Below are 17,516 nucleotides of genomic sequence, written 5' to 3'. Positions count from 1 at the left end.
GAGGCGCGGCGCGGTATGGTGTAGGGACCGTGACCCTCCCGACCGAGCCCTCCCTTCCCGACGTGATCTCCCCAGAGCTGTATGGGCGCCTGTGCACGGGCGAGGAGCAGGCCTGGTTCGAGTTCGTGCAGGAGTACGAGGGCCGCATGTACGGGTACCTGTACCGCCTGGAAGGCAACAGCGAGGACGCGCTGGACCTGACGCAAGAGGTCTTCTACCGCGCGTGGCGCAGCATCCGCACATTCCGCGCCGGGGAGCGGGTGCTGCCGTGGCTGTATCAGGTGGCGCGCAACACCCAGATCGAATCGCACCGCCGCAAGCAGCTGCAACGCTTCTCGCTGGAGCAGGCGCGCGAGGACGTGGGCTTCGAGGTGACCAGCGAGCGCCGCTCGCCCGTGCAGGCTGCCGAGAGCGCCGACGCGCAGGACCGCGTGCAGCGCGCCCTGTCACAGCTGCCGCACGAGTACCGCGAGGCAGTCGTGCTGCGCTTCGTCGAAGACCTCAGTTACGACGAGATCGCGCAGATTCAGGGGGTGGCGATCGGCACGGCCAAAAGCCGCGTGTTCCGCGCCAAGGAGCAACTCGCCGACCTCCTCGAAAGCGTCGCCGACGTCCACTGAGCTCCGTCCAGTCCGTCACGGGTCGTCCGGGTCGGGGGGACCGTCCTCCCAGCGCAGCAGGTCGCCGGGCTGACAGTCCAGCGCGCGGCACAGGGCGTCCAGGGTGCTGAAGCGTACCGCGCGGGCCTTCCCGGTCTTCAGGATGCTGAGGTTCGCCAGGGTGATCCCCACCCGCGAGGAGAGTTCCGAGAGGGTCATGCCCCGCTGCGCCAGCAGGTCGTCAAGGTGCACGCGGATGGGCATGTCAGACCGTCAGTTCCTCGTCGCGCAGCACTTTGAAGGTGACATTCAGCACCGCCGCGAACGCCAGCAGCCCCACGCCGGGCAGGCTTGAAAACACGAGCAGTCCAGCGCTGCTGGCCAGCAGCAGTGGATCGGCGGTGACCAGCGGCAGCAGGGCCGGAACGACCTGCCCGGCCAGCAGGGCCACGCCCGCCAGCGCGACCTCTCGCGGGATGACGCTCAGGTTGCCCTGGCGGCTGGCGCGGGCAGCCCGCCACAGGAACAGCAGGGCTAGCGCGGCCGGGAGACTTCCCAGGAGCATCTGGGGCAACGCGGACCAGCCCCGCCGGGTCAGGCCGTAGATCAGCGCAGCCGTGCCGAGCAGCAGTCCCAACTGGCACAGACGTTCGAGGCGCGTCAGGGCACGGGTGCGCAGCAGCGGAGTCAGGGTCATATGGTCGTCCTCTGGCGGTCCAGGCTGGCGCGCCCCTCGTCCAGCCAGCCGGAGAGCGCCATGAGCAGCAGCGGCAGCGCCATGGACACCACCATAGATAGAAGGACATCCGGGCTGAAAGACTCGCCCGGCAGGTGCATTTGACTCGAATCCGTATGCCATCCCCGGACTGTGAGCAACCGGTCGAGGCCCAACACCGTGGGAATCAGCAGCAGCGGACTCCAGAACAACCACTGCCCGGCGCGGGACAGGTGACTGCTGACCCGACTGCACAGCGGCCCCCTGCGCCAGGCAACGACAAGGGCGAGGGTCAGGAACCAGTACCCGGAGAAGGTCACGACCGTCCAGGGGAGCGTCAGGGCGCCCGGCCAGTCGCCGTAGGAGAGCACCAGCAGGTCCCCAATCAGCAGGACACCCAGAACAGTCAGGATCAGCACGGTGGCGACGATCAGCAACGGGAGCAAGGCATTCAGAAGGCGACGGGATCGGGTCATACGGTCAGCTCCTGTTCGGCGCGCAGCTGGCGTTCCTGCTCGCGGATGTGCGCCGCCTGGGTGAGGGCGGACGAGAACAGCACGCAGGCCGCGGCGATCAGCAGGGGCGTGAGGTTCACGCCGAACAGGCTGAAGGGCAGGCTGCTGTCGGTGTTGAGGCCGCGCACGATGGTGTCTTCTGGAAGCTGGCGGCGCAGGGCCTCAAGCGGTTGGATGCGGGCGAACATCCAGCCGTTCAGCAGGGGTTGCGGCGCGGCAAACACCTGCCCGATCAGGGCCAGTCGCGCAGCGAGGGTCAGGTCGCGGGCGTTGTCTGGATGGAACGGGTCGCTGAGCAGGCGGCGCGTGAACTGCCGGGCACGCCACAGCAGAGCGATCACGCCCGCCATGAGCAGGGTGAAACCGGCGAGCCAGCCAAGTCTGACCCATCCCGGCAGGTCGCCGAGCGGCAGGTGGAAGGTCGAGACGTCGTACCGGCCGCCCGGCAGGCTGAGCGTGAGGTCGAGGGGAATGTTCACGCTGAACACGGTCTGGGTTCTGTCACCGGACGTGAAGGCACCGCACAGGAAGACCAGCAGCATCAGGGCGATCAGGACGGCAAGCGTGGTCAGCGTGAAGGACAGGATGGTCTGGGCGCGGGCGGGGGTCAGCATGGTGCCTCCAGGGATTTATCGATCTTCGATATTATCGTTTTTCAATATGACCGCTGGACCGTAGAGCGTCAAGCAGAGATGCACGCCGCCGTTCCCCCTCCGGTGACCCGCCGCTGTAACGAACGCCCGTTATTCTCCGGGCATGAGCAAACTGGTGATCGTGGCGGCGAAGCGCACGCCGATCGGAAGCTTCATGGGCAGCCTGAAGGACGTCTCGGCCGCCGACCTGGGCGTCACGGCGGCGAAGGCCGTGCTGGACGGCGTCAGCGGCGCGGACGTGGCGGACGTGATCGTGGGGAACGTCCTTCAGGCCGGGAGCGGCATGAACGTGGGCCGTCAGGTCGGGATCGGCGCGGGCCTCCCGCAGGACGTGCCCGGACTGACCGTGAACCGCGTGTGCGGCAGCGGCCTCCAGGCGGTCATCAGCGCCGCGCAGGGCATCCGCGCCGGGGACGGACAGCTGTACCTCGCGGGCGGCACCGAGAGCATGAGCCGCGCCCCGTACCTCCTCCCCCGCGCCCGTGAAGGGTACCGGCTGGGGCACGCGCAGGCGCTGGACTCCATCCTCTCGGACGGCCTGACCGACGTGTTCGGCAACTACCACATGGGCATCACCGCCGAGAACATCGCCGAGGCATGGAACCTCACCCGCGAGGAACAGGACGCCTTCGCGCTCGAAAGCCAGACCCGCGCCGCCGCCGCGCTGGACGGGAACTTCTTCGCGGACGAACTCGTCAGCGTGGAGGTGCCGGGCCGCAAGGGCCCCACGACCTTCAGCGCCGACGAGTACCCGCGCGCCACCACCGCCGAGGCCCTCGCGAAACTGAAACCCGCCTTCAGGAAGGACGGGACCGTCACCGCCGGGAACGCCAGCGGCATCAACGACGGCGCCGCCATGCTGCTGGTCGCCAGCGAGGAGTACGCGCAGGCGCACGGCCTGCCCATCCTGGCCGAGATCGCCAGTTACGCCGCCATCGGCGTGGACCCCGCCATCATGGGCATCGGCCCCGCGAAGGCCGTCCCGGTCGCCCTGACCCGCGCCGGGATGAGCGTCGCCGACGTGGACCTGTTCGAACTGAACGAGGCCTTCGCCGCGCAGTCCCTGGCCGTCGTGCGTGACCTGAACGCCGACCCCGCCCGCGTGAACGTCACGGGCGGCGCCGTCGCCCTGGGCCACCCCATCGGCGCTTCCGGGGCGCGCGTGCTCGTCACGCTGATCCACCAGCTGCGCCGCCTGGGCAAGGAAACCGGCGTCGCCAGCCTGTGCATCGGCGGCGGCATGGGCATCGCCGTCGTGGTGCGCGCCCGGGCTTAATACGGATTCCGTTTGTTTCGTTGACAACCCGGAACCACACCGGGTTGCCAACTCCACGACCGGAACCCGTTTCTCTCCTACTCGCTCCGCTCGGGTTGAAAGATTTTGCAAACCTTTCAACCGGAGTCCATATAACACTGCGCCACCTGGCGGATGCCGCCGCCGTGGCACGTCCCGTAGCGTGGGGCGTGCCTCTTTCTATGGTTCAGGTGTCGCCGGAGTCGCTGGGTCTGCCGTCCGGGGCGGTGCTGGCGTGGCTGGACGCCCTGGCGGCGGACGGGCTGGAGCTGCATGGCTTCACGTTGCGGCGGTCGGGGCGGGTGGTGGCCGGGGGGCACTGGTTCCCTTACGGGCCGGAGCGGGTGCATCACGTGTACTCGCTGAGCAAGGCGTTCGCGGCGGTGGGCGTGGGGCTGCTGGTACAGGAGGGTCGCCTGGGTGTGGAGGACCGGGTGGTGGACCTCTTCCCGGACGCCCTGCCGCCGGTGGTGGACGGGCACCTGCGGGCCATGCGGGTCGAGGATCTGCTGACCATGCGGACGGGGCACGCGGCGGACGTGACGGACGCACTGGTGGCGGCGGGGGACGGGGACTGGGCAGCGGCGTTCCTGGCGCAGCCGGTGGCGTTCAGGCCGGGGACGCACTTCGTGTACAGCAGTGGCGCGTCGTTCATGCTGTCGGCCCTGGTGCAGCGCGTGACCGGGGGGACGCTGCTGGACTTCCTGACGCCGCGCCTGCTGGAGCCGCTGGGGTTCCGGGGGGCGCACTGGGTCAGCAACGCGCGGGGCGTGAACCTGGGTGGGTGGGGCCTGCACCTGCGGACCGGGGACGTGGCGAGGTTCGGGCAGCTGCTGCTGAACCGGGGAGTGTGGCAGGGGCGGACGCTGCTGGCTCCGGCGTGGGTGGACGCGATGAGTGCCGCGCACGTCCCGCCCGGCACGAACCCCGACGACGGGAACAGCGACTGGGCGCAGGGGTACGGGTATCAGCTGTGGCGCTGCCGTCACGGCGCGTACCGCGCGGACGGCGCGTTCGGGCAGTTCTGCGTGGTGATGCCGGAGCAGGACATGGTACTGGCGGTCACGGCGGGCGTGGGCGACATGGGGCGGGTGCTGGATCACACCTGGACGCACCTGCTGGGGAACGCGCAGGAGTCTCCCCTGTCGCCCGGTGCGGACACGGAGGCGCTGCGGGTGCGCTGCGCGGGCCTCATGCTGGACGTTCCGGAGATCCTCGATCCGCCCCCGCTGCGAGACGTGCGGGCGCACTTCACCTTCAGCCCGAACGACGAGGGGTGGGAGGCCGCGACCCTGACCGTCACGAGCGAACGCGGCACGCTGATCCTCGACGGGCGGGTGCCGAACACGGTCCGCTTCACCCTGAACGCCTGGGAGGAGCAGACGCTGAACACCTGGGGCACCACCGTCGCCCTGACCGTCCGGGCGGGCTGGCAGGCGGACGGGACGCTGGCCCTGACCCTGCTGCTGATCGGGGACGGCGCCCGCTGGGAGGTGCGCTGGCCCGCGCCGGATGCGCCCGTGACGGTGCATCTGTGCGCTCCGCATTACGGCGAGGGCCACACGTTGAGTGCCCGAGCCTCTACCCTGGGCGCATGAGTGATGGTGTAACGGGTGATGGTGTGACCGTGGGGGACCGGGAGGCGGCGTTTTTCCTGGCAATCAAGACGCGGGACGAGGCGCTGTTGCGCGCCCTGGTGGGCGGGGACGCGGGGCTGCTGGGCCTGCCCAGCCCGATGGGCGTGAGTCCGGTGCTGTTCGCGGTGTACTACGGCCGGGCGGACATGGCGCGCGTGCTGGTCGAGCTGGGCGCGCCGCTGAACGTGTTCGAGGCGGCGGCGCTGGGGGACGAGGCGGCCCTGACGCGCGAACTGGACGCCAACCCGGCGCTGGTGGGCGGCGTGAGCGGGGACGGGTTCAGTCCGCTGGGCCTCGCGGCGTTCTTCGGGCACGCGGGGGTGGCAGAGGTGCTGCTGTCGCGCGGCGCGGACGTGAACGCGGTGAGCCGCAACGCGATGCGGGTGCAGCCGCTGCACTCGGCGGTGGCGGGTGGGCACGCGGCGCTGGCGCGGGCGCTGGTGATGGCGGGCGCGGACGTGAACGCCACGCAGCAGGACGAATTCACGCCGCTGATGGCCGCTGCGCAGAACGGCGACGCGGGGCTCGCGCTGTTCCTGCGTCAGCGTGGGGCGGACGCGGAAGCGGTAACGGCGGACGGTCGCCGCGCCGCGGATTTCGCGCGCGCGGAGGGGCACGCGGCGCTGGCCGACGCGCTGGGGGGACTGCTGCCTACCTGACCGCGCTCCTGACCGCGCTGTCACCCGGGTGGGCGGCGTCGGCCCGGAGCGTGGCCGTAGCCGACGCGGGCGCGGCGCGATGAACGGTTGTGCGGGAGTGGCTCAAGAAAGCCGGAAGGCGGCAGCTGGGCGGGCGCCGCAGACTGGTTGCATGACCAATCACGATGATCACAGCAACCCGCAGCGGACGGGCGAGCACGGCGCGCAGACCGGCTTCGACACGCCCGACCGGAAGGACGACCATCAGGCGGCGTACACGACCACGCCTGCCGGGGACCGCGTGGGCAGCGCCGATCAGGGCAAGTACCAGCCGGTCGAGGTGCACAGTGCCAAGGAGGTGACCGGGCAGTTCGATCATCTCGCCACGCGCGACGTGGAGGCCATGGAGCACACGCCGCAGGACGCCGAGTTCGCCGGGGCACAGACGGTGGCCGGGCTGGGCGGCGAGAATCTCGACACCATCGTCCCGACGGCGGGCGTGGGCATCAACGCGTCCACGACCATTGCTCTGGAGCACCACCGTGAGGCGATTGATCAGAATCCCGGGTATACGCCGCCCAGCGAGCAGGGTCCGCCCCGCGTCAGCCAGCGGCCCGGTGACCTGCCGGAGGGTGAGACGCCCGAACTTCAGAGTCAGGTGCACGGCGACACGGAGCGCGGGTTCTGAACTGAAGAGCAAGAGGGGGACGCCGTGACGGTCACGGCCTCCCCCTCTTGACGTGTGGTTACAGCTCGGAGACGTACAGCTGGCCATCCTCGACCTGCGTGCGGTAGAGCTTGACGGGTTTCACCGCGGGCAGCGTCTTGGCCTTCCCGGTCGCGAGTTCGAATTTCGCGCCGTGCTTCTCGCAGGTGATGCGGCCCATACTGACGTCGCCGCCCAGCAGCGGGAAGTCCTTATGGGTGCAGTTGTTCCGCAGGGCGTAGAACTGCCCCTCGAAGTTCACGACGACCACGCTGACCCCACCGATATCCACAGCGGTCTGCTGTCCGTCGGGCAGGGCTTCGGCGGGGCCGACGAGGGTGCGGGCGGGCGTGTCGCTCATCAGGCGCGAGTGTAGCGCCTGCCCGCACGGGCTTTACACGCCGCAGCCACTTTCCAACGGCGTGCCCTTCAGTCCGGCGGGCGTCCACTGCTGCACGCTGAAGCCCGAGCCCTCGTAGTACGCGCCGTACAGGACGAGTTCCATGCGGCCGTCGCCGTTCAGGTCGGCCACGCCCGCCAGCCGGTGCAGGGTCGCCATGGGCATGGGGTCACTGCTGCCGGAATCCCAGGGGGTCTGGGGCGCGATGTGTTCGCCCAGGACGGTGGTCACGACCTTCCCGCCCACCACGGCGCGCAGCAGCAGGAGGCTGTAGTCGCCGGGCTGCCCGACGGGCGGGGGGAAGTCGTCCCGGCCGTTCTGGAAGTGGCGGGCCTCGATGATGACTTCCTGGGTGCCGTTGCCGTCCAGGTCGGCGCGGATCAGGCGGGTGAGGGTCACCTGTGGATTCGGCAGGCCCCGCCGTTTCAGTTCGGCCCGCACGGCGGTCTCGTACGTGGCGTTGCGGGTGGGGAGGACCGTGACGGGGCGCGGCTGGGCGTTCAGCCGGGCCGAGGCGAGGACGGCCAGTCCCTCGCGGGCGGGCGTGACCTTGACCTCGAAGGTGACCTCGCACGGTTCACCCAGTGAGGTGGGGCGGCCTCCCTGCACGCGCGTGGGGGCCGACCCGGGGGCGAAGCGGGTGTACGTCGCCCAGGTGGCCATGCGGGTGCGGGTCTGGGCGTCAGAGAGCCAGCGTCCGTCCTGCCAGCCGCCCAGCAGGTACGTGCCGCCGCTGCCGGGCAGCGTGGCCAGGACGGGGTGCAGTCCGGCGGGCGCGGCGGCCTGCGCGGTGCCGGGGATCAGGGTCAGCAGGCCGGCCAGGAGCAGGGTTCGGTGGTGGGCGCGCATGCCCCAGCGTACAGAATCAGCGCTGGGCGACGGTCACGCGGTTGCCCCAGGGATCGCGCAGGGTCAGGTGGTCGCCCGCGTCCTGCATGTCCGCGCGGCCCGCGAGGTGCGTGCGTAGGGTGCCCAGGTCGGGGGTGTGGAAGGTCACGCCGGCCAGTCCGGCGGCGGGGGTGCTCGGCGCGGGCTGCCCGGCGCTGTGCCATTCGTTCAGGCCGACGTGGTGGTGGTATCCGCCCCACGACAGGAACGCGGCGCTGCCCAGGTCGGCGACGACGTCCAGGCCCAGCGTGTCGGCGTACCAGCGGGCGGCCTGCGCGGCGCTGCCGACCTTCAGGTGCACGTGCCCGACGGTCGTGTCCTGCGGCGCGGTGAAGGGGTGCGCGCCGTCCAGCGTGGCAGGGTCGATCCCGGCGGACGCGAGGACGGCAGCGGCGTCCACGGCTTTCGTGTCCATCTGCACCTGGCCGTCCCGCCACGTCCAGGTGTCGCGCGGGCGGTCGGCGTAGACCTCGATCCCGTTCCCTTCGGGGTCGCTGAGGTAGAAGGCCTCGCTGACGAGGTGGTCGCCGCTGCCGATCCGCAGGCCCAGCCGCGCGGCGTGCGCCAGCCAGCGGCCCAGGTCGGCGCGGGTGGGGAGCAGGAAGGCGGTGTGGTACAGGCCGGGTCGGCTGACGGGCGCGCGCGGCAGGTCCGGCGCGGCGTGCAGGTGCAGCAGCGGCCTGCCCTGCGCGGCCAGAATGACGTCGGTGTCGGTCTGGGTCGCGGCATTCAGGCCCAGCAGGGTGGCGTAGAACGCGGCGGTGCCGTTCAGGTCGCGGACGTTCAGGTGCACGGCGCCGACGTGGGTACTGGCGGGCAGGACGGAGGTGGTGGTCATGTCCGTAGTGTGCCCCTTCTGCTTTGATAAATCAACCGGTTTGCAAAACCTACCTAACGTGGATTGAGGGCCGCGTGCAGCGCCTCGCGCGTGCGGCCCAGGTACCCCTCGCCGAACAGCAGCAGGTGCGCCAGCAGCGGGTACAGGTTCCACAGCGCCGCGCGCGCCTTCCAGCCGTCCGCCAGCGGGTACGCCTCGTGGTACGCCTGGAAGACCCGTCGGGGCACGCCGCCGAACAGCCGCAGGGCCGCCACGTCCACCTCGCGGTGACTGAACCCCACCGCCGGGTCGATCAGGGCCGGGCCGCGCGGCGTGTAGTGCACGTTCCCGTGCCACAGGTCGCCGTGGACCAGTGCAGGCGGCTCAGGCGGGACCAGGTCTGGCAGCCGCTCACGCAGCGTGTCGAAGCCCGCCCGGTCGCGGGGGGTCAGGTGCAGCCGCTCGCGGGTCAGCAGCGGCTCCAGCCGCGCCGTCCAGAAGAACCCGGCGGCACTCGCGGCGGGCGGGTTGCGCTGCGGCAGGGACGCGAAATAGTTGTCCGGCAGCCCCCCGAAGCCCGGGGCCGGACGGGCGTGCAGCGCCGCGAGGCCGCGCCCCAGGGCGTCCTGCGCGGCGGGCGTGTCCTCGCCGGGCGGCAGCCAGGACAGCAGCAGGTACGGCTGCCCGGCGGGACCGCTGCCGTGCGCGATGACGTCCGGCGTGACCAGCGGCGCCGGGCGCAGCAGGCCCAGGCCGTGCGCCTCGGCCGCGTAGAACCCGTCCGGTAGGCGGCGGCCCGCCTTCTGCGGCGAGGTCTTCAGGACAAAGGGACCGCGCGTGGTGTCCAGCCGGAACGTGTCGCTGATGTCCCCGCCGTGCAGCCGCTGCGCCGCGCGGATGCCCGCGCCCAGGTGCATCTCCAGCAGCGGGGTCAGGGGCCGGACAGGCAGGTCGAGGAGCGTCATGCTCCATCGTGCCCCGCGCCGATCCCTGCAACCAAAGAGGGACGCTTCACGAAGGCCGTGAGTGGTGTACTCCGGGGAGCATCATCCACCACAACCTCTTCCCCACCTTCAGTCGGCGTCCGTCTGTTGCGCTGGACCACCGCCCCCCCACCGGTCTTCCAGCTCCGCGTCCAGACCCGTCGTCGCTCCTTCCCGCTCTGCCCGGGTGAACCGGTCCGGTCTGGACCCGTCCACCGGAGCCCCGGAGGCCCCATGGTTCAGACCGCCCTGACCGTCCTGCTCGGCGCGCTGCGCGCCCTGCTCGACCTCGCCCTGCCCACTGCCCTCGTCCTGGCCGTGCTCGCGCTGGCCCTCGGGGGCCTCGCCCTGATCGACCGGGACCGCGCCCGCCGCGCGCTGCACGGGCTGGGCACCCGCGCGCCGCAGCTCGGCGGGTGGGCGCTGGCCGCGCTCCTGCTGGGCGGGGCGCTGGTCACGCTGAACGTGTCGCGCCGCGCCGTGGACGCCCGCATCGCCGCGCAGCAGAACGCCCGCTACGCCAACGCCGCCGACCCCGACGGCGGACAGACCGTGCAGGTCGCGCCCAGCGCCGCCCTCCTCGAGAGCCGCACGTACACCCGCAGCCTCCTGCTGCCCAGCGACGTCGCCACCAGCATCCGCGTGGACAACAGCCTGGACAGCCTGCTGCCTTACCTGGGGAGCCCCGGCGACACCGTGCAGGACCTGCGCGAGAACTTCACCCGGACGCCCGAGGGCCTGCGGTACACGCGAGAAGTTGTCATGCAGTCGCAGCGTCCGCTGGACTTCGACCGCGGCGTCGTCCGCGCCGACCTGCGCTTCGTGGAGCCCGCCGGGGGACGCGGCACGTACTACACCGCCGCCTTCCAGGCCAGCTACCGCTTCCGCAACCCGCTGAGCACGCCCGCCACGCTGCGCTTCGCGTTCCCGCTGCCCGGCGGGAGCGGCACCCTCAGCGGCTTCACCCTGACCGTGAACGGACAGGCCCTCAGCGCCAGCGATCTCCTCAGCGGCAGCGTCTGGGAAGGGCAGGTGCCCGCCGGGGGCAGCGTGGACGTGCAGGTCGCGTACGCGCACCAGGGCTCGCGCGCCTGGAGTTACCAGCTCAGCCGCCGCGAGGCCATCAGGGATCTCGACGTGACCGTCACCGCCGACCGCCCCGCCAAGTTCCAGCGGTACTCGCTGTTCCCCACCAGCCAGACCCGACCCACGCTGGGCGGCCCCGCCACGCTGCGCTGGCAGCTGAAGAACGCCGTGACCGCGCAGGACGTCGCCGTGGTCTTCACACAGGGTAGCGTCCGCGAGACCCTCACCAAGGTGCACCTCGCTCAGGGCCTCGCCGTGGTCCTCGCCTCTCTGCTGATTCCACTGTGGGCCGTCACGCGCCGCACACCCCTCTCTCCCCTCACGCTCGGCGGCGCGCTGCTGGGCCTCGCGCTGGGATTCACCCTCGGCGGCGTGCTGACCGCGTACCTGCCCCTCCTGCCCGCCGAGGTCCTCGGCAGCCTCCTGGGCGCGGTTCTCGCCTGGGTGATCCTCGGCGGTCCCAGACAGGCCCGCACGCCCCTGCTGCCCCTGCTCGCCTGCGCCGCGCTGCCCCTGGCATTCCTGACCGGCGGCCACGCCGGACTGATCCTCACGGTCCTGGCCGCCACACTGCTCCTCCTGCTCCTGCCCCGCGCCCGCTGGCTCGCCCCGGCCACGGCATAATGGCGCCCGGAGCGTCCAATGTCCCAGACACTCGAATCCCGGCTCGCAGCCCACCTGCGTGAACTGCTCGGCCAGACCCAGACCGGTTCAGAAGTGTCCCCGGAACTGTCCATCAGTCTCCAGGACGACCTGACGTACTGCATTCCGCAACTGCTACGCGAAACGTACCCAGTGTGGGAAGGGGAATACCTGGACGGCACCCTGCTCACCAGCGTCCGCACGCTGGCGGCGAACGCGGCAGAACTCTATGGCTGGGCCATTCTCCTGATCGACCCTGGCCTGACTCCCGTCTACTTCCGGCTGACCCTGGATCAGGCTCAGGACGCGCTGCACACCTACGATCTGTTCGTTGGAGACACCGGGTTTGGACGTCTCGGCATCGCCCGGCCCTTCGGAACGGCACACCTGATCGAGACGCGCCCGGCCCCGGTGGAGCAGATTTCGTGGAGGTACCGGGTGTCCCGGAAACCCCAGTAAGACCGGCTCAGCCCACACGGGAAGACAGAGCGGGGAGGGATCTCGCGACCCCTCCCCACCGTCCTGACGCGCTGCTCAGGTGAACAGGGTGCTGACGCTGGCGCCGGTGTGGATGTTCGTGATGGCGTTCGCGAACAGCGGCGCGACGTCCAGCACGGCCAGCTTGCCGTTGGACGCCTCGACCTTCGACTCGGGCACGAGCACGGTGTTCGTGCTGGCGACCTGCGTGACGTCCAGGCCCGCGATGCGCTGGATGGCGGGGCCGGAGTACACGCCGTGCGTGACGGCGACGTACACGTCCTTGGCGCCCATGCTGCGGGCGATGTTGACGGTCTCGACGAGGCTCCCGGCGGTGCTGATCTCGTCGTCGACGATGAACACGGTCTTGCCGTCCACGTCGCCGATCAGGGCGCGGGGGCGCACCTCGGTGTCGGAGAGGCGTTCCTTGTCGATCATGGCGAGGCCGCTGTCGAGGCGGCGGGCGATCTGCGAGGCGCGTTTGATGCTGCCCGCGTCGGGGGCCAGGACGACGCCGTTGTGCGCGTCGGGCACGCACTGCCGGAAGTGCTCGCTGAGCACGAGGTCCGCCGAGAGGTGATCGACGGGCACCTTGAAGAAGCCGTGCACCTGCGGGGCGTGCAGGGTCATGGTCAGGATGCGGTCCGCGCCGGCCTCCTGGAGCAGGTCGGCAATCAGGCGCCCGGCGATGGAGATGCGGGGGCTGTCCTTCTTGTCGCTGCGGGCGTAGGAGTAGTAGGGGATGACGGCGGTGACGCGTCCGGCGCTGGCGCTCTTGGCGGCGTCGATCATGAGCATGAGTTCCATGATCGAGTCGCTGACGGGGTTGCTGAAGGTCTGGACGATGAACACGTCCCCTTCGCGCAGGCTTTCCTCGTAGTGCACGATGATGTTGTCGTTCGTGAACTTCTCGGTCTTGCTGCGGCCCAGCGGCACCCCCAGGTGGTCGCAGATGGCCTGGGCGAGGGGGCGGTTGCTCTGCCCGGCGAACACCAGCAGGGGTGAGCGGCGGCTGTTGAGCAGTTCGGCGGGGGCGCGGTGGGGGACGGACACGGGAAATCCTCCAGAAGGGGGGGGTGGGGCGGGGGTTGATACGCGCCCGCGTGGGGCGCGACTGTTGACCGCTCAGCAGCATACCCGCCCTGTGATGGGACTGTCATACCCGGGAGGCGTGCCCGGGCGGGGAACACGCGCGGTGAACGTCCGCTCAAGGGGGACGCGGGGGTGGGGGCGTTAGGGTGGAAGGCATGACGCTGGACGCCGTGGTGGTGGGGGCCGGGCCGAACGGTCTGTCGGCGGCGGTGACGCTGGCCCGGGCCGGGTTGCGCGTGCAGGTATTCGAGGCGCACGATCGCGTCGGCGGTGGCCTGAGCAGCGCGGAGCTGACGCTGCCAGGCTTCACGCATGACGTGGGCTCGGCGATCCATCCGCTGGCGGTGGCCAGCCCGGCGTTCCGGACGTGGCCGCTGCATGCGTTCGGGCTGGACTGGGTGCAGCCGGTGGCACCGGTGGCGCACCCGCTGCCGGGTGGGCGGAGCGTGACGCTGGAGCGGGATCTGCACGCGACTGCCGAGGGCCTGGGCCGGGATGGACCCGCCTGGGTGCGCCTGATGGGCCCACTCCTGGCCGACTGGGAGGGGCTGCTGGACGACCTCCTGCGGCCCCTGCCGCGCCTCCCCCGTCACCCGCTGTCCCTGGTGCGCTTCGGACTGCGGGGCCTGCCGAGTGCCCAGCTGGTGGGCGACACGCTGTTCCGAACGCCGGAGGGCAGGGCGCTGTGGGCGGGGCTGGCGGCGCACAGCAACCTGCCGCTGACCACGCCCGGCACGGCCGCCATGACGCTGGTGCTGGCGCTGCTGGCGCACGCGGTGGGCTGGCCGTTCCCGCGCGGTGGGGCCCAGGCGCTGGCGGACGCCCTGCGCGCGTACCTGGACTTCCTGGGTGGCGAGGTCCTGACCGGCGTGACGGTGAGGTCCGCACGGGACCTGCCGCCCGCCCGCGTGACCCTGGTGGACAGCAGTCCCCGCGTGCTGCTGGGCGTACTGGGCGACCGCGCCCCGGGCTGGTACCGCGCCGCGCTAGAGGGCTACCGCTACGGGCCGGGCCTCCAGAAACTCGACTACGCCCTGTCCGGCCCCATGCCCTGGGCGGCCCCGCGCGTGGCGCGCGCCGCGACCGTGCACCTGGGCGGCCTCGCACCCGACCTCGCCGAGTCCGAACGGGTGGCGGGGCGGCAGGTGCCCGCGCGGCCCTACGTGCTCGCCGCGCAGCACACCCTCTTCGACCCCAGCCGCGCGCCTGCCGGGGGGCACACCTTCTGGGCGTACTCGCACGTGCCCGCTGGCTTTGCGGGCGACGCCAGCGGGCCGATGGAGGCGCAGATCGACCGCTTCGCACCCGGCTGGCGCGACCTGATCCTGGCCCGGCGACGCACCACCGCCCCGGAGTTGCAGGCGTTCAGCCCGGTCTTCCGGGGTGGGGACGTGAACGGCGGGCGCGGCGACCTGTGGGGCCTGCTGGCCCGGCCGCTGCCCACACCCACCCCGTACCGCACCCCAGTAAAGGGGGTGTACCTCTGCTCCAGCGCCACCCCGCCCGGCGGCGGCATTCACGGCATGAGCGGGTACCACGCCGCACAGGCCGCCCTGCACGACGAATTCAGGCTGCGCGCCCCATAAACTGGGGGCCGCTCCACCTCAGGTCAGAGAAGAGCGGCCCACCATATCCAGCGGTCAGCGGCGATTGGATTTGCGCAGCTTCTTCAGCTTGCTCTTGCTGCCCGCCTCGGCCAGCAGGCCTTCCTGATCGAAGTCCACGGCGCGGCCCGCCAGGAACGTGCCCTGCGCGAAGCTGCCGTCCGCGTTCTCCCAGCGGTGCGCCTGCCCCGCCAGCGCCTGAACCGGCTGGCCCTGGTCCCCCACGACCTGCTGCGCCTGCACCAGCGTCATGCCGGGCGTCAGGCGCGTGTACTCGTCCGGGGTGACGATCTGATCGGCGGCGCACGCGCTCAGCGTGACGCCCAGCAGGGCCGCCCCCGTCCACACTCTCAGGCGGCGCATCACTCGCCCCGGAAGATCTTGCCGACCCGGTCGAAGAACCCCTCGTGCTTCTCGTTCACCTCGTCGCCCACCGCGCGGGCGTAGGCGATCAGCGCCTCGCGCGCCTCGGGGTTCAGCTGGCCCGTCTTGGGCACGATGACGTCGTACTCGACGATCAGGTCGCCGCTCCCGGACCCCTGGAGGCGCGGCATGCCCTGCCCGCGCAGGCGGTGCAGTTCGCCGTGCTGCGTTCCGGCCTTCACCTCGACCGTGTGTGGGCCGTCCAGGGTGGGCACCGTGATCTGCCCGCCCAGCGCGGCCTTCGCGAAGCCGATCTTCGCCGTGTAGATCAGGTGCTCCTGCTCGCGGCGCAGCTCGGGGTGCTTCTCCATCTCGATGTGCACGTACAGGTCGCCATTCCCGCCGGGCCCCTCGTTGCCCGCGCCACTCACGCGGATGCGGTAGCCCTCGTCGATCCCCTTGGGCAGCTTGACCTTCACGGTCTCGGCCTTCAGGGTGCGGCCGCGGCCCTTGCAGACCGTGCAGGGGTCCTGCACGATCTGGCCCTCGCCGCGACAGGTGGGGCAGGCCTGCTGCGTCTCCACCACGCCGAAGATCGTGCGGGCCTGCGCACGCACCGCGCCCGCCCCGCCGCAGGTCGTGCAGGTCTTGGGCGGCTTCCCGCCGGGTTCGGTCTTCGTGCCGTCGCAGTGCTCGCAGGTGGTCAGGCGGTCCACCGTGACCTCGATCTCCTCGCCCGCGCGGGCCTGCGCCAGCGTCACGAACGCCTCGGTCTCCAGGTCGTCCCCGCGCGCCGGGCCGCGCCGCCCGCCCCGGCCACCCATCGCGCCGCCGAACAGCTGCTCGAAGATGTCCATCGGGTCGAAGCCCGCGCCGCCCATCCCGCCGAACGGGTCGCCGCCAGGCATACCCGCGCCCGGCGCGCTGCCGAAGCGGTCGTAATGAGCGCGTTTCTCCGCGTCGCTGAGGACGGCGTACGCCTCGTTGATCTGCGTGAACTTCTCGGCCGCGCCGTCTTCCTTGTTGCGGTCCGGGTGGTACTTCAGGGCCAGTTTGCGGTAAGCGGACTTGATCTCATCGGCACTCGCGGTCTTCGCGACGCCCAGCAGTTCGTAGTAATCCATATGTCGTGTCTCGCCGGGCGAGGCCCGACCTCCGGCCACAGGTTAACACGACCACACTCAGGAAAAGTGGGCAGAGGGGATGTGGGTTGCGGGCAGTGGGGTGTGGGCAGTCGGCAGTGGGAACAGCAGAGGCCGCGCACCGGTGGCAGAGCCGCGACAGTCCCGCCCGCTGCAACCGACCCACATCCCACACCCCACTGCCTACTTCCACCGTTCAGAACAGGGCGCCCCGCACCTGCGCCAGTGTCTGCGCGGCGACCTCGCGGCCCTGCTGCGTGCCGCCTCGCAGGAGGTCCATGACGGCCTGCGGGTCCCGCGCGTACGTGGCGCGGCGGTCGCGGATGGGGGTCAACTCGGCGTCCAGCACGTCCAGCAGGTGCCGTTTAACGGTCACGTCGCCCAGGCCCCCGGCGCGGTAGTGGTCCTTCAGGGCCTGCACGCGCGCCGCGTCCGGGTCGAAGGCGTCCAGGTACGCGAAGACGGGGTTGCCTTCAACCTGCCCGGGGTCCGCCGCGCGCAGGTGGCCGGGATCGGTGAACATGCCCATCACCTTGCGCCGCAGTTCGTCGGGCGGGTCGCTCAGGTACGCGGCGTTGCCGAGGCTCTTGCCCATCTTCGCCTGCCCGTCCAGGCCCGGCAGGCGCGGCGACGCGGACAGGAGCGCCTGCGGTTCCACCAGTGCGGGCGTCCCGTCGGCGGCCGGCCCGTACAGCCCGTTGAAGCGCCGGACCACCTCGCGCGTCAGCTCCAGCATGGGCAGCTGATCCTCGCCGACCGGGACGACCTGCGCGCCGAACGCTGTGATGTCCGCCACCTGCGCTACCGGGTAGATGAAGAACCCCGCCGGGACCGCCTCCCCGAAGCCCTTCTGCGCGATTTCCGTCTTCACGGTCGGGTTCTGCCGCAGCTTCGACACCGTCACCAGATTCAGCAGGTACACGGTCAGTTCGGTCAGTTCCGGCACGCCCGACTGCTGCACGAACGTCACCCGCGCCGGGTCCAGGCCCGCCCCCAGGTAGTCCAGCATCACCTCCGGCATGTTCCGGCGCAGCACGTCCGGCCGGTCGAAATGATCGGTCAGGCCCTGCACGTCTGCCACGAGCACGAAGACCTCGTGCGAGTCCTGCAACGTCACCCGCGACCGCAGCGACCCCGCCAGATGCCCCAGGTGCAACCGGCCCGTCGGGCGGTCCCCCGTCAGCACGCGCGGCCTCTCCCCTGTTCCCTGCCCTGCTGCAAATTCATTCGACATACTCCACCCCTCCACGAGAGACATGAAAAAA

20 protein-coding genes are annotated in these 17,516 nt (G+C 71.0%); 8 read left to right on the top strand and 12 right to left on the bottom strand.

The genetic code is table 11. From position 1 onward, the window contains the following. Nucleotides 1–29 precede the first annotated feature (29 nt). Complete coding sequence (locus tag SY84_RS13155) at nucleotides 30–620, top strand: RNA polymerase sigma factor (RefSeq protein ID WP_046844386.1); 591 nt, start codon at nucleotides 30–32, stop codon at nucleotides 618–620. Between the two features lie 15 nt (nucleotides 621–635). Here the strand turns inward: SY84_RS13155 and SY84_RS13150 are convergent, their stop codons facing one another. The 4 genes from SY84_RS13150 to SY84_RS13135 are packed head-to-tail and all read right to left on the bottom strand — an operon-like array spanning nucleotide 636 to nucleotide 2,443. Beyond that, nucleotides 636–863, bottom strand: a complete 228-nt coding sequence (locus SY84_RS13150; protein WP_046844385.1) for a helix-turn-helix domain-containing protein — start codon at nucleotides 861–863, stop codon at nucleotides 636–638. A gap of 1 nt (nucleotide 864) precedes the next feature. After that, the gene (locus SY84_RS13145) at nucleotides 865–1,296 is read right to left on the bottom strand and encodes a hypothetical protein (protein ID WP_046844384.1); all 432 of its coding nucleotides are present in this window, start codon (nucleotides 1,294–1,296) and stop codon (nucleotides 865–867) included. Then, the gene (locus SY84_RS13140; protein ID WP_157882987.1) at nucleotides 1,293–1,790 is read right to left on the bottom strand and encodes a hypothetical protein; all 498 of its coding nucleotides are present in this window, start codon (nucleotides 1,788–1,790) and stop codon (nucleotides 1,293–1,295) included. The genes SY84_RS13145 and SY84_RS13140 overlap by 4 nt, the downstream gene beginning before the upstream one ends. Beyond that, nucleotides 1,787–2,443 (bottom strand): hypothetical protein, encoded by a 657-nt coding sequence (locus SY84_RS13135; RefSeq protein ID WP_046844382.1) that lies wholly within the window; start codon nucleotides 2,441–2,443, stop codon nucleotides 1,787–1,789. Before SY84_RS13135 ends, SY84_RS13140 begins: the two co-directional genes overlap by 4 nt. A 142-nt stretch (nucleotides 2,444–2,585) precedes the next feature. Between SY84_RS13135 and SY84_RS13130 the strand changes: the two genes are divergently transcribed. The 4 genes from SY84_RS13130 to SY84_RS13115 all read left to right on the top strand — a co-directional run bounded on the left by SY84_RS13130 (nucleotide 2,586) and on the right by SY84_RS13115 (nucleotide 6,739). Beyond that, nucleotides 2,586–3,758, top strand: a complete 1,173-nt coding sequence (locus tag SY84_RS13130; protein WP_046844381.1) for an acetyl-CoA C-acetyltransferase — start codon at nucleotides 2,586–2,588, stop codon at nucleotides 3,756–3,758. A 188-nt stretch (nucleotides 3,759–3,946) separates the two neighbouring features. Continuing rightward, nucleotides 3,947–5,374 (top strand): serine hydrolase domain-containing protein, encoded by a 1,428-nt coding sequence (locus tag SY84_RS13125; RefSeq protein ID WP_157882986.1) that lies wholly within the window; start codon nucleotides 3,947–3,949, stop codon nucleotides 5,372–5,374. Next, nucleotides 5,371–6,072: an ankyrin repeat domain-containing protein gene (locus SY84_RS13120; RefSeq protein ID WP_052751164.1), complete on the top strand. Its 702-nt coding sequence runs from the start codon at nucleotides 5,371–5,373 to the stop codon at nucleotides 6,070–6,072. Before SY84_RS13125 ends, SY84_RS13120 begins: the two co-directional genes overlap by 4 nt. Nucleotides 6,073–6,223: 151 nt before the next feature. Further along, complete coding sequence (locus SY84_RS13115) at nucleotides 6,224–6,739, top strand: hypothetical protein (RefSeq protein ID WP_046844380.1); 516 nt, start codon at nucleotides 6,224–6,226, stop codon at nucleotides 6,737–6,739. Nucleotides 6,740–6,797: 58 nt separating this feature from the next. On the opposite strand, the gene SY84_RS13110 is transcribed toward SY84_RS13115, so the two are convergent. Genes SY84_RS13110 through SY84_RS13095 form a run of 4 tightly spaced genes read right to left on the bottom strand, consistent with a single transcriptional unit; the run spans nucleotide 6,798 to nucleotide 9,827 of the window. Further along, nucleotides 6,798–7,118: a non-heme iron oxygenase ferredoxin subunit gene (locus SY84_RS13110; RefSeq protein WP_046844379.1), complete on the bottom strand. Its 321-nt coding sequence runs from the start codon at nucleotides 7,116–7,118 to the stop codon at nucleotides 6,798–6,800. 33 nt (nucleotides 7,119–7,151) lie between these two features. After that, complete coding sequence (locus SY84_RS13105; protein ID WP_046844378.1) at nucleotides 7,152–8,006, bottom strand: hypothetical protein; 855 nt, start codon at nucleotides 8,004–8,006, stop codon at nucleotides 7,152–7,154. A gap of 16 nt (nucleotides 8,007–8,022) precedes the next feature. After that, a complete protein-coding gene (locus tag SY84_RS13100) occupies nucleotides 8,023–8,883 on the bottom strand; it encodes a VOC family protein (protein WP_046844377.1) in 861 nt (286 codons plus the stop codon). Between the two features lie 53 nt (nucleotides 8,884–8,936). Further along, nucleotides 8,937–9,827 (bottom strand): fructosamine kinase family protein, encoded by an 891-nt coding sequence (locus SY84_RS13095; protein WP_052751163.1) that lies wholly within the window; start codon nucleotides 9,825–9,827, stop codon nucleotides 8,937–8,939. A 252-nt stretch (nucleotides 9,828–10,079) separates the two neighbouring features. Between SY84_RS13095 and SY84_RS13090 the strand changes: the two genes are divergently transcribed. Together SY84_RS13090 and SY84_RS13085 are read left to right on the top strand one after the other, a co-directional pair. Continuing rightward, entirely contained in the window at nucleotides 10,080–11,555 is a 1,476-nt protein-coding gene (locus tag SY84_RS13090; RefSeq protein ID WP_046844376.1) for a hypothetical protein, read from the top strand. A gap of 18 nt (nucleotides 11,556–11,573) precedes the next feature. After that, nucleotides 11,574–12,032: a hypothetical protein gene (locus tag SY84_RS13085; RefSeq protein ID WP_046844375.1), complete on the top strand. Its 459-nt coding sequence runs from the start codon at nucleotides 11,574–11,576 to the stop codon at nucleotides 12,030–12,032. A gap of 75 nt (nucleotides 12,033–12,107) precedes the next feature. Here the strand turns inward: SY84_RS13085 and SY84_RS13080 are convergent, their stop codons facing one another. Next, nucleotides 12,108–13,103 (bottom strand): ribose-phosphate diphosphokinase, encoded by a 996-nt coding sequence (locus tag SY84_RS13080; RefSeq protein WP_046844374.1) that lies wholly within the window; start codon nucleotides 13,101–13,103, stop codon nucleotides 12,108–12,110. A 194-nt stretch (nucleotides 13,104–13,297) separates the two neighbouring features. Here SY84_RS13080 and SY84_RS13075 point away from each other — a divergent pair, with 194 nt between their 5' ends. After that, nucleotides 13,298–14,728 (top strand): phytoene desaturase family protein, encoded by a 1,431-nt coding sequence (locus SY84_RS13075; RefSeq protein ID WP_046844373.1) that lies wholly within the window; start codon nucleotides 13,298–13,300, stop codon nucleotides 14,726–14,728. 54 nt (nucleotides 14,729–14,782) lie between these two features. Here the strand turns inward: SY84_RS13075 and SY84_RS13070 are convergent, their stop codons facing one another. The 3 genes from SY84_RS13070 to trpS form a co-directional block, all read right to left on the bottom strand. Continuing rightward, the gene (locus SY84_RS13070) at nucleotides 14,783–15,109 is read right to left on the bottom strand and encodes a hypothetical protein (RefSeq protein ID WP_046844372.1); all 327 of its coding nucleotides are present in this window, start codon (nucleotides 15,107–15,109) and stop codon (nucleotides 14,783–14,785) included. Further along, the gene (dnaJ, locus tag SY84_RS13065; RefSeq protein ID WP_046844371.1) at nucleotides 15,109–16,233 is read right to left on the bottom strand and encodes a molecular chaperone DnaJ; all 1,125 of its coding nucleotides are present in this window, start codon (nucleotides 16,231–16,233) and stop codon (nucleotides 15,109–15,111) included. Before dnaJ ends, SY84_RS13070 begins: the two co-directional genes overlap by 1 nt. 214 nt (nucleotides 16,234–16,447) lie before the next feature. Beyond that, entirely contained in the window at nucleotides 16,448–17,485 is a 1,038-nt protein-coding gene (trpS, locus tag SY84_RS13060) for a tryptophan--tRNA ligase (RefSeq protein ID WP_046844370.1), read from the bottom strand. Nucleotides 17,486–17,516: the final 31 nt, after the last annotated feature.

Source organism: Deinococcus soli (ex Cha et al. 2016) (assembly GCF_001007995.1).
Taxonomy (GTDB): Bacteria; Deinococcota; Deinococci; order Deinococcales; family Deinococcaceae; genus Deinococcus; species Deinococcus soli.
Note: the sequence above shows the minus strand (reverse complement) of the source record. Positions and strands in the feature narration are given on the sequence as shown.